Annotated in this window: 16 protein-coding genes; 7 read left to right on the forward strand and 9 right to left on the reverse strand. The window is 70.4% G+C overall.

The features are described 5' to 3' along the window. Nucleotides 1-26: 26 nt before the first annotated feature. Nucleotides 27-878, forward strand: a complete 852-nt coding sequence (locus BW730_RS04950) for a PHP domain-containing protein (protein ID WP_077685286.1) — start codon at nucleotides 27-29, stop codon at nucleotides 876-878. A gap of 59 nt (nucleotides 879-937) precedes the next feature. Further along, nucleotides 938-2,029, forward strand: coding sequence for a tryptophan--tRNA ligase (trpS, locus tag BW730_RS04955; RefSeq protein ID WP_077685287.1), 1,092 nt, complete (start codon nucleotides 938-940; stop codon nucleotides 2,027-2,029). Nucleotides 2,030-2,251: 222 nt separating this feature from the next. Here the strand turns inward: trpS and BW730_RS04960 are convergent, their stop codons facing one another. The 5 genes from BW730_RS04960 to ligD all read right to left on the reverse strand — a co-directional run bounded on the left by BW730_RS04960 (nucleotide 2,252) and on the right by ligD (nucleotide 6,672). Next, nucleotides 2,252-3,673 (reverse strand): DEAD/DEAH box helicase, encoded by a 1,422-nt coding sequence (locus BW730_RS04960; protein WP_226997077.1) that lies wholly within the window; start codon nucleotides 3,671-3,673, stop codon nucleotides 2,252-2,254. A 128-nt stretch (nucleotides 3,674-3,801) separates the two neighbouring features. Further along, nucleotides 3,802-4,026, reverse strand: a complete 225-nt coding sequence (locus BW730_RS04965) for a DUF3107 domain-containing protein (protein WP_077685288.1) — start codon at nucleotides 4,024-4,026, stop codon at nucleotides 3,802-3,804. A gap of 97 nt (nucleotides 4,027-4,123) precedes the next feature. After that, on the reverse strand, nucleotides 4,124-4,771 hold the full coding sequence (locus BW730_RS04970; RefSeq protein ID WP_077685289.1) for a Pr6Pr family membrane protein: 648 nt from the start codon (nucleotides 4,769-4,771) through the stop codon (nucleotides 4,124-4,126). 132 nt (nucleotides 4,772-4,903) lie between these two features. Further along, complete coding sequence (locus BW730_RS04975) at nucleotides 4,904-5,707, reverse strand: PP2C family protein-serine/threonine phosphatase (RefSeq protein ID WP_077685290.1); 804 nt, start codon at nucleotides 5,705-5,707, stop codon at nucleotides 4,904-4,906. A gap of 23 nt (nucleotides 5,708-5,730) precedes the next feature. Then, the gene (gene ligD, locus BW730_RS04980) at nucleotides 5,731-6,672 is read right to left on the reverse strand and encodes a non-homologous end-joining DNA ligase (RefSeq protein ID WP_077687528.1); all 942 of its coding nucleotides are present in this window, start codon (nucleotides 6,670-6,672) and stop codon (nucleotides 5,731-5,733) included. A gap of 77 nt (nucleotides 6,673-6,749) precedes the next feature. Here ligD and BW730_RS04985 point away from each other — a divergent pair, with 77 nt between their 5' ends. The 4 genes from BW730_RS04985 (at nucleotide 6,750) to nudC (ending at nucleotide 13,837) form a co-directional block, all read left to right on the forward strand. Continuing rightward, entirely contained in the window at nucleotides 6,750-8,804 is a 2,055-nt protein-coding gene (locus BW730_RS04985; RefSeq protein WP_158522476.1) for a UvrD-helicase domain-containing protein, read from the forward strand. A gap of 190 nt (nucleotides 8,805-8,994) precedes the next feature. Then, on the forward strand, nucleotides 8,995-9,846 hold the full coding sequence (locus tag BW730_RS04990) for a RecB family exonuclease (protein WP_158522477.1): 852 nt from the start codon (nucleotides 8,995-8,997) through the stop codon (nucleotides 9,844-9,846). Further along, nucleotides 9,843-13,010 (forward strand): ATP-dependent DNA helicase, encoded by a 3,168-nt coding sequence (locus BW730_RS04995; protein WP_077685293.1) that lies wholly within the window; start codon nucleotides 9,843-9,845, stop codon nucleotides 13,008-13,010. The genes BW730_RS04990 and BW730_RS04995 overlap by 4 nt, the downstream gene beginning before the upstream one ends. Further along, nucleotides 13,007-13,837 (forward strand): NAD(+) diphosphatase, encoded by an 831-nt coding sequence (nudC, locus tag BW730_RS05000; protein ID WP_077685294.1) that lies wholly within the window; start codon nucleotides 13,007-13,009, stop codon nucleotides 13,835-13,837. The genes BW730_RS04995 and nudC overlap by 4 nt, the downstream gene beginning before the upstream one ends. On the opposite strand, the gene BW730_RS05005 is transcribed toward nudC, so the two are convergent. After that, nucleotides 13,824-14,024, reverse strand: a complete 201-nt coding sequence (locus tag BW730_RS05005; RefSeq protein WP_077685295.1) for a DUF7455 domain-containing protein — start codon at nucleotides 14,022-14,024, stop codon at nucleotides 13,824-13,826. The two genes, nudC and BW730_RS05005, sit on opposite strands and share 14 nt — an antisense overlap. A 129-nt stretch (nucleotides 14,025-14,153) precedes the next feature. Here BW730_RS05005 and BW730_RS05010 point away from each other — a divergent pair, with 129 nt between their 5' ends. Further along, the gene (locus BW730_RS05010; protein WP_077685296.1) at nucleotides 14,154-16,229 is read left to right on the forward strand and encodes a DNA gyrase/topoisomerase IV subunit B; all 2,076 of its coding nucleotides are present in this window, start codon (nucleotides 14,154-14,156) and stop codon (nucleotides 16,227-16,229) included. A 141-nt stretch (nucleotides 16,230-16,370) separates the two neighbouring features. Here BW730_RS05010 and BW730_RS05015 read toward each other — a convergent pair whose 3' ends face one another. Genes BW730_RS05015 through BW730_RS05025 form a run of 3 tightly spaced genes read right to left on the reverse strand, consistent with a single transcriptional unit; the run spans nucleotide 16,371 to nucleotide 19,260 of the window. Continuing rightward, entirely contained in the window at nucleotides 16,371-17,024 is a 654-nt protein-coding gene (locus BW730_RS05015) for a LutC/YkgG family protein (RefSeq protein ID WP_077685297.1), read from the reverse strand. Beyond that, on the reverse strand, nucleotides 17,021-18,502 hold the full coding sequence (locus tag BW730_RS05020; protein ID WP_077687529.1) for a lactate utilization protein B: 1,482 nt from the start codon (nucleotides 18,500-18,502) through the stop codon (nucleotides 17,021-17,023). Before BW730_RS05020 ends, BW730_RS05015 begins: the two co-directional genes overlap by 4 nt. Further along, on the reverse strand, nucleotides 18,499-19,260 hold the full coding sequence (locus tag BW730_RS05025; RefSeq protein WP_077685298.1) for a (Fe-S)-binding protein: 762 nt from the start codon (nucleotides 19,258-19,260) through the stop codon (nucleotides 18,499-18,501). The genes BW730_RS05020 and BW730_RS05025 overlap by 4 nt, the downstream gene beginning before the upstream one ends. Nucleotides 19,261-19,271: the final 11 nt, after the last annotated feature.

Genomic DNA, 19,271 nt, shown 5'->3' on the forward strand with positions numbered 1-19,271 from the left:
CGGCCTCCCGCTCTAGGATGGTGCGCATGAGGATCGACCTTCACACCCACTCGCGCGTCTCCGACGGGACGGACACGCCCACGAGCCTCGTCATGAAGGCCCACGAGGCGGGGCTCGACGTCGTCGCGCTCACCGACCACGACTCCTTCGGGGGCATCCCCGAGGCGCTCGAGGCGGGCAAGCGGATCGGCGTCAAGGTGCTGTGCGGCATCGAACTGTCGACCGAACACGACGGCCGCTCCGTGCACCTGCTCGGCTACGGCTGCGACCCGTTCGACAGGGCGCTCAACGAGGAACTGGGCCGGATCAGGTTCGGTCGCACCGACCGGCTCCCCGCCATGGTGGAGCGGCTCACCGAGGCAGGCCTTCCCATCACCATGGACGACGTGATGACGGCCGCGCACGGGGCGCCCGCCGTCGGCCGCCCGCACGTGGCTGACGCGCTGGTCGCCAAGGGCTACGTCGAGGACCGCGACGAGGCGTTCGCGAAGTGGCTTGGGGACGGGAAGCCCGGCTATGTGCACCGCTACGCGGTCCCGTTGGAGCGGGGCATCGACCTGGTGCACGCCGCGAAGGGCGTCGCAGTGATCGCCCACCCCTGGGGACGCGGCAACCGCGAAGTGCTGCCTGCGCCCTACCTGGAGTCGCTGGTCAGGTCGCACGGGCTGGAGGGCATCGAGGTCGACCATCCCGACCACGACGAGGACACCCGGTCGCTGCTGTTCGAGATGGGCGCGCGCCTTGGGCTGGTGCGTACCGGATCCAGCGACTATCACGGCACAGGCAAGAAGAACCATCCGCTCGGCGCCAACGTGACCCGCCCGTCTGCGTACCGCGATCTCATCGGACGCATCCGGCGCCGAGGCGGAGTGGTGTAGCGGCGGGGGAGCGCTAGGCTGGGGCCGCAGACAGACCCCCATCAGACAGGTAGTTACCGATGTCGCTCGAGCCGGGCAGCAACGATCACGAGGCCTCGCTGGCCCGCTCAACGGAGCGGAGCCGCGAGATCGAGGCGGAGATCGCCAAGGACCCCTCCAAGTTCCGCATCCTGACGGGCGACCGGCCGACCGGTCACCTGCACATCGGGCACTACTTCGGGTCGCTCCAGAACCGGGTCCGGCTCGCGAGCCTCGGGATCGACACGATGATCCTGATCGCCGACTACCAGGTCATCACCGACCGCGACGGCGTCGGCCCCATCAAGGAGCGCGTCTACTCGCTGCTGACCGACTACCTGGCGGTCGGGCTCGACCCGGCGCACGCCACCTTCTTCACCCACTCGTCGGTGCCTGCGCTGAACCAGTTGATGCTGCCGTTCCTGTCGATCGTCACCGACGCCGAACTGCGCCGCAACCCCACCGTCAAGACCGAACTCGACGACACGGGCGGCCGCCCGATGTCGGGCCTGCTGCTGACCTACCCGGTGCATCAGGCCGCAGACATCCTCTTCTGCAAGGCGAACCTGGTGCCCGTGGGCAAGGACCAGTTGCCGCACCTGGAGCAGGCGCGCGTGATCGCCCGGCGCTTCGACGAGCGCTACGGTCGCGCCGACGCCTCGCGCCCCGTCTTCCCGGAGCCCGACGCGCTGCTGAGCGCCTCCGGGACCGTGCTCGGCCTCGACGGCCAGAAGATGAGCAAGTCGAAGGGCAACACCATCGAACTGCGGATGACGGCCGACGAGACCGCCAAGCTGATCAAGCGGGCGGTGACCGACTCGGACCGTCACATCAGCTACGACCCGGCCAACCGTCCCGAGGTCTCCAACCTCGTCAACGTGGCCGCGCTTGCGCTGGGTCGCACCCCCGAGGACGTCGCGGACGAACTCGGCGACGCGGGCGGCGGCGGCCTCAAGAAGCTGGTCACGGAGTCGCTCAACGAATACTTCGCGCCGATCCGCGCCCGCCGCGCCGAGTTGGAGGCCGACCCGGGGTACCTGCGCCAGGTGCTCGCCGACGGCAACGCCCGCGCCAACGCGATCGCCGACCAGACCCTCTCCGAGGTCCGCGCCGCGATGCAGATGGACTACTGAGCCTGCGGTTGGCTCGGCGTTGAGCAGTAACCGGGGTTCGGTGCCGTCAGCGGCCGGTGTGCACGTTCAAGTCGGCGCCGAGTTGCCGATGCTGCTCATCGCCCTGACGCCTGGACCCTGGGACAGGGGCCCCTGCGTGCTCTGGATCTGCATTCTGGCTGTGCAACGAAGAAGACGGCCGCGCCCCCTGGGGACGCGGCCGTCTGCTGACGGTAGGGAGGCCTACTTGGCCTCCTCGCGGTTCACCTCGACGCCGTTGACGACCCGACGACGGCGACGACGCGGCTTCGACGGCTGATCGGCCGGCTTCTTCTCGGCGGCGTGGTCGCCAGCGGCCTCCGTCGAGCGACGCGAACGGTGGCGACGGCCACCGCCCTCGCCTGAAGTCTGTCGCGACGGGCGCTCGCGATCCGAGGAGCGCTCCTTCGCGACGGCGCCGGGCAGCCTGCCCTTGGTGCCCTCGGGAATGCTCAGATCGGTGAACAGGTGGGGCGACGTCGAGTAGGTCTCCTCGGGCGTGCCCTTGTTCAGGTCGAGCGCGTGGTCGATCATCTTCCAGCGCTGCAGATCCGACCAGTCCACCAGCGTGACAGCCACGCCCGTGTTGCCGGCGCGACCCGTGCGACCGATGCGGTGCACGTAGGTGGCGTCGGTGTCGGGGCACTCGTAGTTGACGACGTGGCTGACGCCGCTGATGTCGATGCCGCGGGCGGCGACGTCGGTCGCCACCAGCACGCTGATCGTCCCGGCGCGGAACTTCTTCAGCCCGCGCTCACGGGCCTGCTGGTTCAGGTCGCCGTGGATCGCCGCGGCCGCGAAGCCCCGGTCGACCAGGTCGTCCATCAGGCGCTGCGCCGCGCGCTTGGTGCGGGTGAAAACCATCACCTTCGTGGTCTTCTCGCCCTGCAGGATCCGCGAGATGATCTCCGGCTTGTCGAGGTCGTGCGCCTGGTAGACGAACTGCTCGATGTCCGGCACCGTCATCTGCGCGTTGGCGCCCTCGGCGCGGATGTTGATGGGCTTGTTCAGGGTGGCGCGCGCCAGCGTCAGGATCGGCGCGGGCATCGTCGCCGAGAACAGCATCGTCTGCCGATCCGACGGCGTCTTGCGCAGGATCCGCTCGATGTCGGGCAGGAAGCCCAGGTCGAGCATCTCGTCTGCCTCGTCGAGGACGAGCACCTGGATGCGGCTCAGATCGAGCGCGCCGCGGTCGGCGAGGTCGAGCAGGCGACCGGGAGTGCCGACGGCGATGTCGATGCCCTTCTCAAGGGTGTCGAGTTGCTCGTCGTAGCCGGTGCCGCCGTAGATGGTCAGGACGCGCATCTGCAGGTGCTTGCCTGCCACGTCCATGTCGCGGCCGACCTGCAGGGCCAACTCACGGGTCGGGCACACCACGAGGGCGCGGGGCTTCCCGTGGGTCGGCTTGACGCCGTCGGAGATGGTCACCATGCGGTGCAGCAGGCTGACGCCGAACGCCAGGGTCTTGCCGGTGCCCGTGCGGGCCTGGCCGATCAGGTCGCTTCCGCCCAGGGCCAGCGGGATCGCCAGCGTCTGGATCGGGAAGGGATGGACGATGCCGGCCTCAGCCAGCGCGGAGGTGATGGATTCGTGGACACCAAGGTCGGCGAAAGTCTCGTCGGCCACATTCTCGTTGTCGCTCAGGGCTCAAACCTTCAGTCAAAAATGAACTCACGGCGCGCAGCGGCGCAGCCGGAGGCGGACGGTTTGCGTCCGCATGGAGGCCATTCTAACGCAGGCCGCCCGAAAGCCACTCAGACGGTGCCGAAGCCGACCGCCCTGGCCGCGGGGGCGCCGAGGTCGACGTAGCCGATCTTGGAGGCGGGAACCAGGATGCGGCGACCCTTATCGTCCGTCAGATCCACCAACGAGGAGTTCTCGACGGCGGTGCGGATCTGGTCCGCGATCTCGTCAGGGGTGGCGAGGGTCTCGATGGTGACCTCGCGCGCGATGTCTGTGATGCCGAACTTGACTTCCATGCCTCCCACTCTAGTGGTCAGGCGCAAGCCGTCGCCGCCTCGCCAGTCGTCGTCGGCATCTCGGAGGGCGCGACGGTGGCCGGTCTGACTCAGGCGCTCACGGGGTGCGGCCGTCTCCGCGGCGCAGCATCAGGCCACGGAACCGGGAGGCGGCCCAGACGACGGCTCCGGCACCGAGCATGGCCGCGAACAGGCCGACGACGTGCGCCGCCAGGGAACCGGGGCCCCGGTCGGGAAGCAGGAAGCCGTACGGCACCCAGCCGTCGGTCCTGCCGCGGATGAGCGTGACGACGAGCCACGCCACCGGGTACGGCAGCACGAGCCACAGTCGGCGCCACGCCAGCGCGGGACGGTCGCCCACCAGCGTCCAGTCGAGCAGCACGAGCAGCGGGACGACGACGTGCAGGACCACGCTGACCCACGGCGGCGCCGACCCGGTGCCAGGCACCAGGGTGTTGTAGACGACGGCGACCACGATCAGGCATCCGGTTACGACGCCTCGGGCCACCGTCAGCCAGTGGGGGACCGGGCGGCCAGCGAGCGTGAGGGTCCCAACGGCGATCAGCACGAGCGACGTCAGGAGGCTCGTCTGGTTCGTGAAGTAGCCGAAGAAGTCGAACGGGTTGGCGTCCCGCGCGGCCACCCGACCCGCGTAGGTCAGGAGGAGCACCACGACCACGGCGACGCCCGCCGCGACGCGGGCACCGGCCACGGCGAGGGCCGTCGGAGAGCGGCGCGCGTTCATGGCCGCGACGCTGCGTCGACGCTGGGGGCAGGACGTGGGATGAGCAGTATCCGTGGCTCGACGACGATGTGAACGCGAACACCTGCCGCGGCCGCACCCGAGTGCGGAATGCTGCTCAACGCCGGACCCGGCTCAGCGCTCGATGCGGGCGACCACGGCGGTGATGTTGTCGCGGCCGCCGCGCGCGTTGGCCCAGGCGACCAGGTTCTCGGCGACCTGGCCTGGGTTCGACGAGCGGGACAGCACCTCCTGGAACGTGTCCGACATCGACTCCGGAGAACTCGAGTAGTTCCACAGCCCGTCGGAGCACAGCAGCAGCCAACCGTTGGTGCGGGGGAGCAGCGTGATCACCGACGGCGTGACGTTGGTCGAACTGCGCCCGAGCCACTTCGTGATGGCATGCGCCTGATTGGACCGTTCGGCGTCGTCGCGCGACATGCCGAGCATGATCCGGGCCTGTGCCATCGAGTCGTCGGTCGAGAGCAACTGGCACGACCCGTCGTCGCCCAGCCAATAGGCGCGCGAGTCGCCGACGTTGCCGACGGCGATGGCACCCTCGTCGATGCTCGCGGCGATCAGCGTGCAGGCGGACGGCTCGTCCCGGGCGTCCAGCACTGCCTGGTGCGCGCCCTCGAAGGCATGCACAAACGCGAGGTTGGTGGGCTGCCCGGCCTGGGTGGCCTCGATCAGTTGCTCGACGACCGTCTCCGCCGCCACGAGCGAGGCGACCTCGGAGCCCTCGGCAGTGGTGACGCCGTCGGCGACGGCCAGCATCGCCGTGTGGCGGGTCTCGTCGCGCACCGCCAGGCACATCGCGTCCTGGTTGGTCCTGTGGCGCTGTCCGGTATCGCTGCAGCCTGCGACCCAGGCGGCGGGGACGCGCACGTAGTGAGAGCGCTCTGAGCGGTCGGTCTGCATCGAGTCGGTCACTCCCATCGGGCGGTTCGCGCCCCATCTTGTCAGGTCAGCGGGTCGGGCAACGCCGGGCTGTCCGGGGTCGACACCTGAGCCGCCCACAGATCACCGTAGCGCCCCAGCCGTTCCAGCAGTTCGGCGGGGGAGGTTCGCAGCCGCGTCTCGGGAGTGAGCGCGCCGACCTCGTCCCACGTCAGCGGCGTCGCAACCGACGGCTCGTCGAGGCCCCGCACCGAGTAGGCCGTCACTGTGTTGCGGGCGGCGAGGTTCTGGGCGTAGTCGACGAAGATCAACCCCGAGCGCGCCTCCTTGCTCATCGTGGCGATGAACAGCTTCGGGTGCGCGGCAGCGAGCGCCTTTGCGAGCGACCCGGCGAAAGCGAACACCCGCGAGGCGGGCGTCGGGGCGATCGGGACGCTCAACTGCAACCCCTTGTTCCCCGAGGTCTTCGGGAACGCCTCGAGGCCGAGTTGGGCAAGCAGCGTCGCCGCCAGGATCGCGCCCTTTGCCGAGTCCGCCGGGGTGATGCCCGGGCCTGGGTCGAGGTCGACGATCAGCGTCGTGGAGCGTGGCTCGTCCTCGCCCTCGAGGATCACGCCATCGGGACCAACGTTCGCGTGCTCGGCGCGCCACTGCGGCGTGTGCAACTCGACGGCGGCCAGGTTGGCCAGCCACGCGAGGGTTGCCCGGTCCTCGGCGAGCACGTAGTTCACGCTGCCTGCAGAGGTGGCGACGTCCAGCGTGCGGACCCACTCCGGCGCCCCGGCGGGGGCGTTCTTCTCGAAGAACGACTGGGCGGAGGTCCCGTTGGGGAACCGCACCCGCGTGACGGCCCGGCCGCGCAGGTGGGGCAGCATCGCGTCGGCGACCTCGACGTAGTAGGAGATCAGCTCGCCCTTGGTGAAGCCGCTCGGAAACAGCGGCTTGTGCAGGTTGCTGAGGCTCAGCGAGACCCCGTCGACCTCAGTCGTGATCCTGTCGTTCATGTCCACCCCTCCGCGTCGTGGCTAGCTTGCCACCCTCCGGCGTGAAATTGTCGGCCGTTGATGGTTGCATGGTCGCCATGAGTTACCGGATCGCGCCCCGTGCCTGGACGCAGCTTCCCGAACTCACCCCTCAGCAGGAGGCGGCCGCGCGGCAGGCGCCTGGTATGACGGTGGTCGCGGCGGGCCCTGGAACGGGCAAGACCCTCGTCGTGGCGGAGGCCGCAAGCCGACACGTCCTGGCGGGCGGCTCGCTCGAGCGGACCGTGGTGCTCGCCCATTCCCGCACCGCCGCGCAGGCGCTGCGCCGCGACATCACCAGGCGGCTGCCGCGCGCGCAGACGTCGGCTCAGGTCACCACGATCCACGGGCTCTCGCTCGGGCTGCTGGGGCGTTACTGGCCGCACGAGGACAGCCCTTGGAGGCTGCTCCGGGCGCCCGAGCAGGAGTCCCGGATCCGGGAACTGCTCGACGGGGTCCCGGCCGATGCGTGGCCAGAGGAGGTCCGACCGGCGCTGGGCACCCGGGCGTTCGCCCGGCAGTTGCGCGAGGTGCTTGCGCGGGCCCGCCAGTTCTCCCTCGACTCCGAGGGCGTCGGGGCGCTGGCCCGTGAGGCGGGCGATGACCTGTTCGCGTCCGTCGCTAGGTTCATGGAGGACTACCTGACCGTCGGCGACTTCTCCGGCACCCTCGACTACGCCGAACTCGTCTACCGGACACGGCTGCTGCTCACCGAGGCGCCCGTCGCAGAGTCGGTTCGGGGCGCATTCGACGCGGTGATCGTCGACGACGCCCACGAACTCGACTCCGCCCAGGTGGCCCTCGTCACCGACTTGGCCCGCGTCGGCCTGCCGGTGCTCGCGCTGGGCGACCCCCATCAGCGGATCGGCGGCTACCGGGGCGCCAGCCCGAGCGCGCTCGCCGACCTGGCAGCCCTGCCCGGGTCCCGCAGCCTCACCCTGACGCATGGCTTCCGCAACGCCGAGGAGGTCGGCCGGGCGCTCGCCGCGCTCGACTCCAGGCTCGACCAGCATCACGCCGCGCCGACCCCCGTCGCCGTGCAGTCGAGTGGCGACGTCGTGTCGAGAGTCTTCGACGACGAGTCCGCGGAACTGGCGCACGTGGCCGCAGAACTGCGCCACGCCGTCACCTACCAGGGCTGCTCCTGGCACGACCTGGTGGTCGTGACGCGCGCCGGTCGCACCCAACTGAGCGCCGTCGCCAAGGAACTGATCCGGCTCGGGGTGCCGGTGGAGGTCTCCGGCGACGAGATCGCGCTCGCGGAGCAGCCCGCGGTCGGCACGGTGCTGCTCGCGCTCGGGGTCGCGGCCCGCGGCGGCGCACCTGAGGCGGATGAGGCTCGGCTGCTGCTCTCCTCACCGCTGTGCGGGCTCGACGGCGTCGCGCAGCGCAGGCTCGCCCGGAGCCTGCTGGCACGGCACCGCGAGCTGGGCACCTCGTCGGCGCTGCTCGGGCGCTGCCTCGGCGAGCCGCACCTGCTCGACGGCATCGACGGCGAGGACGCCGCCGCCGCTCTCGAACTGTCCAGGCTGCTGCGCCACACCGCGGACCTACTCCGCTCCGGTGCCGAGGTCCAGGTGGCGCTCTGGAGCCTCTGGGACGCCACCGACTGGCCATCGCGGCTGCGCGACCAGGCGCTGCACGGCTCCCGACGCGCCAACGCCGACCTCGACGCCATGGTCGAACTGTTCGACCTGGCGGAGCGGATGGACGACCTGCTCGGGGTGGCCGGGGCGACCACCTTCATCACGGAGGTCGCGGGCCAGGAGATTCCCGCAGACACGGGCCGCGAACTCGCGGCCGAGGGGCGCGGCGTCCAGGTGATGACGGCGCACCGCACCAGGGGCCTCGAATGGGAGCGGGTGTGGGTGATCGGCGTTCAGGAGGGCCTCTGGCCACGGCTGTCGCGGCCGGGGCTGCTGCTCGACGCGGAGCGGCTCAGCGCCGACCATCTGGCCCCGCGGGCGTCGGCTCACAACTGCTCAGCGAGCGGCAACTCTTCTACGTCGCCTGCTCGCGGGCCCGCACGATGCTCTCGGTCAGCGCCGTGCAGGGGGTCGACGGCGAGGGTGGCCGCGCGTCCCGGTTCCTGGGCGAGCTGGGCGTTCCGGTAGAGCGGGTCCACGGTCGGCCGGACAAGTTGCTGTCGGCCGCCTCGCTCGTCGGGCAGTTGCGGCGCACCATCGAGGACGAGTCCGCATCCCCGGGGCTGCGGCGGGCGGCCGCCGTCCGGCTGGCCCGGCTGGCGCAGATCACCGCGCCCGACGGCAGCCCGGGCTTCCCCGGCGCCGACCCAGGCTCCTGGTGGGGCGTCGAGCGCCCGTCGTCTGGAAGCGCCCCGCCCCTGGCCAGATCACCATCACAGGCAGCTCGCTTGAGGCACTGCTCGAATGCCCGCGGCGCTGGTTCCTCTCCCGCCGCGCGAAGGCTGAAGGCGGCCGCCAGTCGCGGGCCTCGATCGGCGACATCGTGCACCTGATCGCCAGGCAGGCGGCCGAGGACGGGCTGACGGCCGACCAGATGCGAGCCCAACTCGACCGGGTGTGGGAGCAGATCCCGTTCGAGGCCGAATGGCTGTCGGCGACCGAGCGGTCGGAGATCGACGAGGCGATCGACAGGTTCGCCCGCTACCAGGCCTCCGACGGTCGCGACGTCGTCGCCGTTGAGCGCGAGTTCAGGGTGCCGCTGAGCATCGAGGACCGCGAGGTGGTGCTCGTCGGCACCGTCGACCGGCTTGAGCGCGACGCCGATGGCAGGCTCCGCGTCGTCGACCTCAAGACCGGGCGCCGGATCCTGCGGGAGGCAGACGTCGTCGACCACGCCCAGTTGGGCGTTTACCAACTCGCCGCCAGCCTCGGCGCCTTCGACGAGGTCGCCGACGGCGAACGCCGGGTCGCGCCGCCCGCGCTCGCCTTCGTGCGGTCGGGGGAGAGCCTCCCCGCCTTGGTCGCACAGCCCTCGATCGACGACGCCCCCGCCCTGGCCGACGAGGAGTTGGTCGTCGGGCCGACCTGGGTGCACGACCGGATCGCCCAAGCCGTCGACGTGATCCGCGCAGGCACCTTCGACGCCGTCGAGTGCGGCGCCTGCCGATACTGCCAGTTCGCGTCGTCGTGCCCGGTGCAGAACCAGGCCGGTCGGAGGTCCGCCAAGTGACGATCCACCCCATCAGGCGCGCGATGCTCAGCACCCCGCAGCAACTCGTCGATGCCCTCCAGATCCCGTTCTCCGACGAACAACTCGCCGCGATCACCGCGCCACTGGAGCCCGCCGTCATCATCGCGGGCGCTGGCAGCGGCAAGACCACCGTGATGGCCGCCCGCGTGGTGTGGCTCGTCGGCACCGGGCAGGTCCGCCCCGAGGAGGTGCTGGGGCTCACCTTCACCCGCAAGGCCGCCGCCGAACTGGCCGAACGCATCGGCGGGGCCCTCGACCGAGCAGGGGTGCTCGTCGGGGACCAAGGCGAGGGCGCCGAACTCGTGATGACCTACGACTCGTTCGCGGCCCGCCTCGTCAGCGAGTTCGGGCTGCGGATCGGCATCGAGCGCGACCCCGTCATGGTGACCGGTGCCAGCCGATTCCGGCTCGCGACCCGCGTCGTCGCCGACGCGCCCGGCCCGTTCCGCAGCATCAGCAGGCTCAGCCACCACTCCATCCCCGAGCGGATCCTGGCGCTCGACGCGGAGATGCAGTCCCACCTGGTCGACGCCGACGAGGTCGCCGAGGCGACAAGCCGGGCCGTCGCCCGCTTCGAGCAGGCGCCCCTGTACCGCGGCAACGTGATGCGCGACGTGCGTGCCGCGCTCGACGCCGGAGCCGAACGGCTCGAACTGCTCGACCTGGTGCGCTCCTACCAGGACCTGAAACGTCGCCTCGGCGTCGTCGAGTTCGCCGACCAACTGCGGGAGGCCGTGCGCCTCGTCACTCAGGTCCCCGGTGTCGGCCGCGAACTGCGGGAGCGCTTCAAGGTCGTGCTGCTCGACGAGTACCAGGACACCTCCGCCGCGCAGGCCAGGCTGCTGCGCGAACTGTTCACCGGCCCGCCCGACAGCGACGCGATGGGCTTCCCCGTCACCGCGGTGGGCGACCCCTACCAGGCGATCTACGGCTGGCGCGGCGCGGCAGCGGCCAACATCCTGGAGTTCCCCTACCACTTCAGGCGCGCCGACGGTTCGCCCGCCGTCCGGCAGAGCCTGAGCATCAACCGGCGCAGCGGGCAGCGGATCCTCGACGTCGGCAACGCGCTCGCCGCGGGCCTTCGCGCCGCGCCCGGGGAGGACGGCGTCGCGCTGGTCGCTCCGAAGGAGGCGCCGATCGGCGCGGTCGCCGCGGCCACCTTCGACACGTTCCGCGATGAGACCGACTGGCTCGTAGAGACGGTGATCGGTCGCCACGCCTCCGGGATCAGATGGGCCGACCAGGCGGTGCTGGTGCGCCGCAACGCGCTGCTCGCCCCGATCTTCGAGGCGCTCCGTGATCGGGACGTGCCCGTCGAGATCGTCGGCCTCGGCGGGCTGCTCGGCCTCCCCGAGATCGGCCCGATCGTCTCGACGCTGCGGGTCCTGGACGACGTGACAGCCAACCCCGACGTCGCTGCCCTGCTGACCGGCCCCCGCTGGGCCATCGGCCTCGCCGACATGGGGGCCCTCGGCAGCCGGGCGCGGGAACTCGCTGGCGCCTCGGCGGCCGACGACGGGGGAGACGAACTGGTCCGGGCCGTGACGCAGGCCGACCCGGGGGAGGTGCTGTGCCTGCTCGACGCCGTGGCCGACCCGGGAGAGGCGTCCATCACGGCGGAGGCGCGCCGCAGGCTGGCCCGCTTCCACGCGGAGATCACGTCGCTTCGTCGGCACGCCGCCGACCCGGTGGCGGACCTCGTGACCCGCGTCATCGGCGTGCTCGGCCTCGAGCCCGAGTTGATCGCCTCGGGCGGCGAGACAAGCCAGGTCGCCCGGTTCCTCTCCGAGGTCGCCAGTTACACCGACGTCGACGGCGACGGGACGCTCACGGGCCTGCTCGCCTACCTGGACGCCGAGGAGGACTTCGGCGAGGGTCTGATGCAGGCGGTGCCGAGCGAGGACGACTCCGTCAAGCTCCTGACGGTGCACCGCGCCAAGGGCCTCGAGTGGGACACCGTCTACCTGCCGAGCCTCGTCGACAAGGTCTTCCCGTCCGAGTCGCGCAGCGGCGCCTGGCCGAGCCGCGCTCAGACGATGCCCGCGATGCTGCGCGGCGACGCGTCAGCGGTTCCCCAACTGGGGGAGTTCACCAAGGACGGGCTGGGCGGATACCGCGACGCGCTCAAGGTCGACCACCGGCTCTCCGAGGACCGGCTCGCCTACGTCGCCGCCACCCGCGCCAAGCAACTGCTCGTCGCGTCGTCGCACGTGTGGACCCCCGGCAACGTGCGGCCGCGCACCGAGTCGCCCTACTTCCGGGTGATCAGGGAGGCCGCTGAGGGCATCGGCACCTACCTCGACGTTGCGGCCCGAGGGCTCGACTCCAACCCGGAGCCCGCCGAGCCGATCCGGGCCGCGTGGCCCGAGCGGCTGGCCGCGGAACCGCTCGGCAGGCGGGCAGAGGCCGCCACGCTCGTCGACTGGGCGCGCGTGGCGCTCGCCTCACCCGACGGGCTCGACGGCTGGGTGTGGGAGTCGGGAACGGTCACGGAGGCCGAGCAGGCTCAGGTCGACGCCTGGAACGAGAGCGCGCGTCACTTGACGGACCTGCTCGCCAGGCGCCGCGACCGCGACGTGGCACTTCCGGACGGGCTGTCGGCCACCGCGCTGATGGCGCTGCGGGCCGACCCGGAGCAGTTCGCCACCACGCTGCTGCGCCGGATGCCGCGGCAGCCCTCCACGGAGGCGCGGGTCGGTTCCCGGTTCCACGCCTGGCTGCAGGAACGCTTCGAACTGCCCGCGGGCCTCGACGAGTTGGTCCCCGAAGGGGCAGCGCCGTCGGAGGAGTTGGGGGCGCTGATCGAGGCGTTCGAGGCGGGCCAGTTCGCCAACCGGGCGCCGCTCGGCGTCGAGGTGCCGTTCCTGATGCGCCGCGGCCAGCATGTCCTGCGAGGCCGCATCGACGCCGTCTACGCCTGGCAGGGCGAGTTCGACTACCTTGTCATCGACTGGAAGACCTCCACGAGACGCGCCGATCCGCTCCAACTGGCCGTGTACCGTCAGGCCTGGGCCGAGGCCCGCGGAGTCGACCCGGCCGGGGTCGGAGCCGCGTTCTATCACGTCCGTGCCGATCAGTTGCGGATGGTCAACGCGCCCGCAGGCCTGATCGACTCGGCACTGAAGGCGGGAGGAGCACAATGAGCCGTTGGAGCAGATCCTCGTCGCTCGACCGCGCCGTCGACCGTCGAACCGAGGCCGATCTCGACGAGGCGTGGCAGCGCGGAGTGGTCCTCTCGATCGACGGCGAGGGTCGGATCGCGGCGGCGGACGGCCAGGCCCTGATCGCACCGACGCAGGGGCGGCGGGGGGCAAACGACATCTACCTGGGGGTCTTCGACGGGCGCGACTGGTTCGCCAGCCCCGAGTCCAGCCTCGACGGCGAGACCATCGGGTGGCGCGAGGCGCCGGCCGACGAGTACGACCCGTTGGCGGCCGCGGTGTTCCTGGCGCGCTGGAACAGGCAGAACCCGGCGTGCGAACGCTGCGGAGGGCCGACGGCGCCCGATCAGGGCGGCATCCGGCGCGTGTGCGGGTCCTGCGGTGCCCTCTCCTTCGCGCGGATGGACCCGTGCGTCATCGTGGCGATCACCGATCCCGACGACCGCCTGCTGCTCGCCCGCAACTTCCAGTGGCCGCCGCACCGCGTCTCCATCATCGCCGGGTTCATCGAGGCGGGGGAGTCGGTCGAGCAGGCCTGCCACCGCGAGGCGGCCGAGGAGGTCGGCGTCGAGTTGGCCGAACTGAGTTACGTCAGCAGCCAACCGTGGCCGATGCCCAGGTCGCTGATGCTCGGTTTCGAGGCGAGGGCCGTCGACTCCCGGATACGCGTCGACGGCGACGAGATCCTTGAGGGTGCCTTCTACACCCGGACGGATCTCGCCGCCGCCGTATCGTCTGGTGGAATTGTGTTACCTGGTGGGGCGTCGATCGCCCGTCATCTGATCGACCGCTGGATCAGCGCTGGCTGAGCCTGTTCGTCTCGTCCTGGATGCGGCTCGCGACCTCGTTCAGCTTCTCCCTGTGGGCCGCGGCGTGGTGTGCGCAGAACAGGAGCTCGCCGCCGGAACGAAGGAAGACGCGGAGATAGGCCTGCGCCCCGCAACGGTCGCAGCGGTCGAGTGCGGTCAGGGTCGGATCGGTAACGAGTTCGGTCATGGTGGCCTCCCGTGCTTGTTCTCTCGTCTCTACAGTCTCCAACGTACCTGGCTTGTTCAATGTTCCCGTCGATTGGTCGCAAGTGTTTCGCTGGCGGAGGACGTCGGCGGGGCCGGGTAGCCTGGGCCGGTGCAGTCCCCAACCAGCAAGCAGCAGCATTCGCGCGACTACGAGGCGAAGAACCTCCTGGTCCTCGAAGGCCTCGAGGCGGTCCGCAAGCGCCCCGCCATGTACATCGGCTCCACGGACACCCGAGGGCTGATGCACTGCCTCTGGGAGATCATCGACAACGCCGTCGATGAGGCGCTCTCAGGGTACGGCGACGAGATCGAGGTGATGCTCGGCGATGACGGCTCCGTGACGGTGCACGACCACGCCCGCGGCATCCCCGTCGACACCGAACCCCGCACGGGGCTCTCCGGCGTCGAGGTCGTGTTCACGAAACTGCACGCAGGAGGGAAGTTCGGCAACTCGTCCTACAACGCCACCGGCGGCCTGCACGGCGTCGGCGCCTCCGTCGTCAACGCGCTCAGCTCCCGCCTCGACGTCCAGGTCGACCGGAACTCGGCCACCTGGGAGATGAGCTTCCGCCGAGGCGTGCCGGGCGTCTTCGACGGCGACGGCCCCGACGCGCCGTTCACGCCGCAGGGTGGGCTGCGCAAGGTCGGCCGGGTCGCCAAGGCCAAGACCGGCACCCGGGTGCGCTACTGGCCCGACAGGCAGATCTTCCTCGCAGACGCCGGCCTCTCCATCACGCAACTGCACGACCGCGCACGTCAGACGTCCTTCCTGGTGCCAGGGCTGAGGATCGACGTCGACGACGCCCGCGACGGCACCTCGAGCCACGAGTCGTTCGTCCACGTAGGCGGCATCACCGAGTTCGCTGACTTCCTGGCCCCCGACGCGCCGCTGACCGACGTGATCCGGTTGCAGGGAAGGGACTCGTTCGTCGAGACCGTCCCGATGCTCGACGAGGCGGGCGCGATGACCGCCACCGACGTCGAACGCGACCTCGACGTCGACATCGCGGTGCGCTGGGGGACCGGCTACGACTCGGTGCTCCGCTCCTTCGTCAACATCATCGCCACGCCAAAGGGCGGCACACACGTCAGCGGGTTCGAGCGGGGCCTCACCCGCGCGTTCGTGAAGTCGTTCGAGGGCACCCGCGGGCTGCTGAAGGCGGGCGAGGAGATCGTCAAGGACGACTGCCTCGAGGGCCTCACCGCCGTGGTCACCGTCCGGCTCGCGGAGCCCCAGTTCGAGGGCCAGACCAAGGAGGTGCTCGGCACGCCGCCCGTGCAGCGCCTGGTCGCCCGGATCGTCGAGACCGAACTCGGCGCGTTCCTGTCGGCCAACAAGACCCGCGCGATCGCAAGGACGCTGCAGGAGAAGGTCGTCTCGGCGTCGCGGACCCGCGTGCAGGCCCGAGCCCACAAGGAGAACCAGCGGCGCAAGAACGCGCTGGAGAGCTCCAGCCTGCCTCCGAAGCTGAAGGACTGCCGCTCCAACAACGTCGACGCGACCGAACTGTTCATCGTCGAGGGCGACTCCGCCCTCGGCACCGCCAACGTCGCGCGCAACTCCGAGTTCCAGGCGCTGCTGCCGATCCGGGGCAAGATCCTCAACGTGCAGAAGGCCTCCGTCGGCGACATGCTGAAGAACGCCGAGTGCGCGTCGATCATCCAGGTCGTCGGCGCAGGGTCGGGTCGCACCTTCGACGTCGAATCGGCCCGCTACGGCAAGGTCATCTTCATGGCAGACGCCGACTCGGACGGTGCCCACATCCGCTGCCTGCTCGCGACGCTGTTCTTCCGCTACATGCGGCCGCTCGTCGAGGCGGGCCGGGTCTTCTCGGCGGTGCCGCCGCTGCACCGCTTCGAGTTGATCAACCCCAAGCGGGGCCTCGAGAAGTACATCTACACGTATTCGGACGCCGAGTACCAGCGCAAGCTCGCCGAGCTGACCAAGCGCGGCCAGAAGTTCAAGGAGCCGCAGCGCTACAAGGGCCTCGGCGAGATGGACGCCGACCAGTTGGCCGACACGACCATGAGCCCACGGCACCGCACGCTGCGCAGGCTCACCGTCGACGACGCGGCCAACGCCGAGCGGGTCTTCGAGATGCTGATGGGCAACGACGTCGCCCCTCGCAAGGAGTTCATCGTGGAGGGCGCCTACGCGCTGGAGGCGGACCGCATCGACGCCTGAGCCGACTCCCACGGTGTCGCGGGGTGCGGCCGGGACCGCCACCTGGCGCAGCGACCGACCGTGCGCACTGTCGTTGATGCGCACGGCCGGTCGCGACGGGGCCCGGCGGAAGCAGACATGTCCCGCCGAGTCCCAGCACCCTCAGGCGTCTACCAGGATCACCCACAACCGGCGGGGTCCGTGGACGCCTTCGACCCGACTCAGCTCGATATCGCTGGTTGCGGATCCACCACTCAGCCAGGTCACCGGACGCCGTGCGCGGAGCGCCGGTGCCAGCCGGGCGATGCCTTCGGGGACGTCGCTGACGATCTGATCCGCGCGCACCACGCAGATGTGCCGGTCGGGCAGCAACGTCAGGGCACGGCGACCCTGACCGGGGCCGTGGTCCAGCGCGATGGTGCCGGAGTCGGCCATCGCGACGGCGGAGGTCGTCACGACGGCGTCGATCACGTTCAACTCGGCGTGACTCAACTCGGGGTCGTCGCGGTGCACGGCGAGGCCGCCGTCCAGCACCGCGTCCGCCCATTCGTCGGGCAGGCCATCGGGAAGCACGACGCTTGCGGCGTCGAGCCCGCGCAGGGCCGTCACGATGGCCGCGCCGACCTCCGCGTCGCTGACCCGCACCACCGTCGCCTTGTAGTCCTCGACCTTCTCCACGAGGTCGGCGAGCACGTCGGGCGTCGACAGCGGCTGCCCGTAGCGCCAGTGCACCGGCACGTCGAGCGCGGGGTCGGACACGTTGACGTCGGCGGTCGCGCTGCGCACACGCCTCAGGATCTCTTCGCGGGCACTCACTTCTGGCCGCCTTCCCGGTTCTTCTTCCACCACTCACGGAACGTCTCCGTCGGCGGCGCCTCCACGTCGCGGGCCTGCAGCCAGCGACCGGCGAGCGGCACCGGCATCGGGCCTATCCACTTGCCGCGGTACAACTTGCCCGCGGCCCTCGAGGCGACCTGGACGCTCGCCAGGTGCTTGCCGTCGGACATCACCCAGCCAGCGCCCTTCATGATGCCGCCCTCGACGGTCGGGTGCTTGCTCGACTTGTACTCGGCCACCTTGTGACGCAGGTGCACGAGGATGTCGGTGAACGGGATCCGCACCGGGCAGACGTCGTTGCACGCCCCGCACAGCGTCGACGCGTACGGAAGCGCCCTGTCGCGCTCCTCCTCGAGGCCGCGCAACTGCGGACCGAGGATCGCGCCGATCGGGCCCGGGTACATCGAGCCGTAGGCGTGGCCGCCGACCCGCTCGTAGACCGGGCAGATGTTCAGGCACGCCGAGCAGCGGATGCAGCGCAGCGCGGCCCTGCCGACGGGGTCGGAGAGCACGTTGGTGCGACCGTTGTCGAGCAGGATGACGTGCAGGTCCTGCGGCCCGTCGCCTGGCGTGACGCCCGTCCAGAACGACGTGTACGGGTTCATCCGCTCGCCGGTGGAGGAACGGGGCAGCAGCTTCAGGAACACCTCGAGGTCCTCGATGGTGGGAAGCAGTTTCTCGATCCCGACGACCGAGACGAGCGTCTCCGGCAGCGTCAGGCACATCCGGCCGTTGCCCTCCGACTCCACGATCACCAGGGTTCCGGTGTCGGCGATGATGAAGTTGCCGCCCGAGACGGCCATCTTCGAGCGCAGGAACTTGTCGCGCAGATGGGTGCGGGCCGCCGCCGTCAACTCCTCCGGGTTGTCCGAGACGCCCGCGGGGGCAGGCGTGCCGTAGGTGCCCATCTCGGTCCTGAAGATCTCGCGGACCTCGGAGCGGTTGCGGTGGATCGCAGGCACCAGGATGTGGCTCGGCAGGTCGTGCCCGAGTTGGACGATCAGCTCGGCGAGGTCGGTCTCCCACGCCGCGATGCCCTCTGCCTCGAGCGCCTCGTTGAGGTCGATCTCCTGCGTCGCCATCGACTTGATCTTGACGACCTCATCGACGCCCTTCGCCTTGGCGATGTCGGCGACGATCCGGTTGGCCTCCTTGCCGTCGCGGGCCCAGTGCACGGTGACGCCCGCATCGGTCATGGCCTTCTCAGCCTGCACCAGATAGTCGTCGAGGTGCCTGCCGACCCGGTCCTTGATCTGGGCGGCCGCCGTGCGCAGTTCCTCCCAGTTGTCGACCTCGTCGGCGCGCGCGACCCGCTTGGCGCGGATGGTTCCGGTGGCGTGGCGCAGGTTCTTGCGCTGCTCCGCCTTGCCAAGGGCCTCCTTGACGGCCTCCGGGAACGGTGGGATGCCCAGCCAGGACGGCGGCTCGGGGGTCAGCCTCTCGCGGGTGGGGCTCATGCGACCCACACCTCCTCCTCGGTGCTCGCCAGGATCTCGGCGAGGTGGATGGTCTTGATGCCGGAGCGTTGCCGGTGCAGCACGCCGCCGATGTTCATCAGGCAGGCCTGGTCGCCCGCAACGAGGTACTCGGCGTCGGTGGAGCGGACGTGGCGCGCTTTGTCGGAGGCCATCGCGATGCTGACGTCGGGGTTCTTCACGGAGAAGGTGCCCCCGAAGCCGCAGCACTGGTCGGCCATCGGCAGGTCGACAAGGTCGATTCCCCGGACGGCCTTCAGCAGTTGCATCGGCCGGTCGCCCACCTTGGTGATCCGCATCGAGTGACACGTCGGGTGATAGGTGACGCGGTGCGGGAAGTAGGCGCCGACGTCGGTGACGCCCAGCACGTCGACGAGGAACTCCGTCAGCTCGTAGGTGCGTCCCGAGACTGCCGTCGCGGCCTCCTCGAGCGGGGCGTCCTTGGCCCAGCGGGCCAGCATGGCGTGCTGCTCGCGCACCGACCCCACGCACGACCCGCTCGGCCCGACGATGTAGTCGAACTCGCCGAAGGAGTCGACGTAGTTGCGCACCGTCGGAACCGCGTCCTTGTAGTAGCCCGTGTTCGTCATGATCTGCCCGCAGCAGGTCTGCTTTGACGGGTACACGACGGTGCAGCCGAGCCGTTCGAGCAGCTTGACGGTGGCGATCGGGATCGACGGCTTCATGGTGTCGTTGATGCAGGTCGCGAACAGTGCGACCCTCGTTCCGGGACTCAACATAGGAGGCGCTC

The organism is Tessaracoccus aquimaris (genome assembly GCF_001997345.1).
GTDB classification, from domain to species: Bacteria; Actinomycetota; Actinomycetes; order Propionibacteriales; family Propionibacteriaceae; genus Arachnia; species Arachnia aquimaris.

Excerpts from the sequence above, each read along its gene's own strand:
- BW730_RS04950 (WP_077685286.1), top strand. The coding sequence starts at position 27 with ATGAGGATCGACCTTCACACCCACTCGCGCGTCTCCGACGGGACGGAC.
- trpS (WP_077685287.1), top strand. The coding sequence starts at position 938 with ATGTCGCTCGAGCCGGGCAGCAACGATCACGAGGCCTCGCTGGCCCGC.
- BW730_RS04965 (WP_077685288.1), bottom strand. The coding sequence starts at position 4,026 with ATGGAAGTCAAGTTCGGCATCACAGACATCGCGCGCGAGGTCACCATC.
- BW730_RS04970 (WP_077685289.1), bottom strand. The coding sequence starts at position 4,771 with ATGAACGCGCGCCGCTCTCCGACGGCCCTCGCCGTGGCCGGTGCCCGC.
- BW730_RS04975 (WP_077685290.1), bottom strand. The coding sequence starts at position 5,707 with ATGGGAGTGACCGACTCGATGCAGACCGACCGCTCAGAGCGCTCTCAC.
- ligD (WP_077687528.1), bottom strand. The coding sequence starts at position 6,672 with ATGAACGACAGGATCACGACTGAGGTCGACGGGGTCTCGCTGAGCCTC.
- BW730_RS04985 (WP_158522476.1), top strand. The coding sequence starts at position 6,750 with ATGAGTTACCGGATCGCGCCCCGTGCCTGGACGCAGCTTCCCGAACTC.
- nudC (WP_077685294.1), top strand. The coding sequence starts at position 13,007 with ATGAGCCGTTGGAGCAGATCCTCGTCGCTCGACCGCGCCGTCGACCGT.
- BW730_RS05005 (WP_077685295.1), bottom strand. The coding sequence starts at position 14,024 with ATGACCGAACTCGTTACCGATCCGACCCTGACCGCACTCGACCGCTGC.
- BW730_RS05020 (WP_077687529.1), bottom strand. The coding sequence starts at position 18,502 with ATGAGCCCCACCCGCGAGAGGCTGACCCCCGAGCCGCCGTCCTGGCTG.
- BW730_RS05025 (WP_077685298.1), bottom strand. The coding sequence starts at position 19,260 with ATGTTGAGTCCCGGAACGAGGGTCGCACTGTTCGCGACCTGCATCAAC.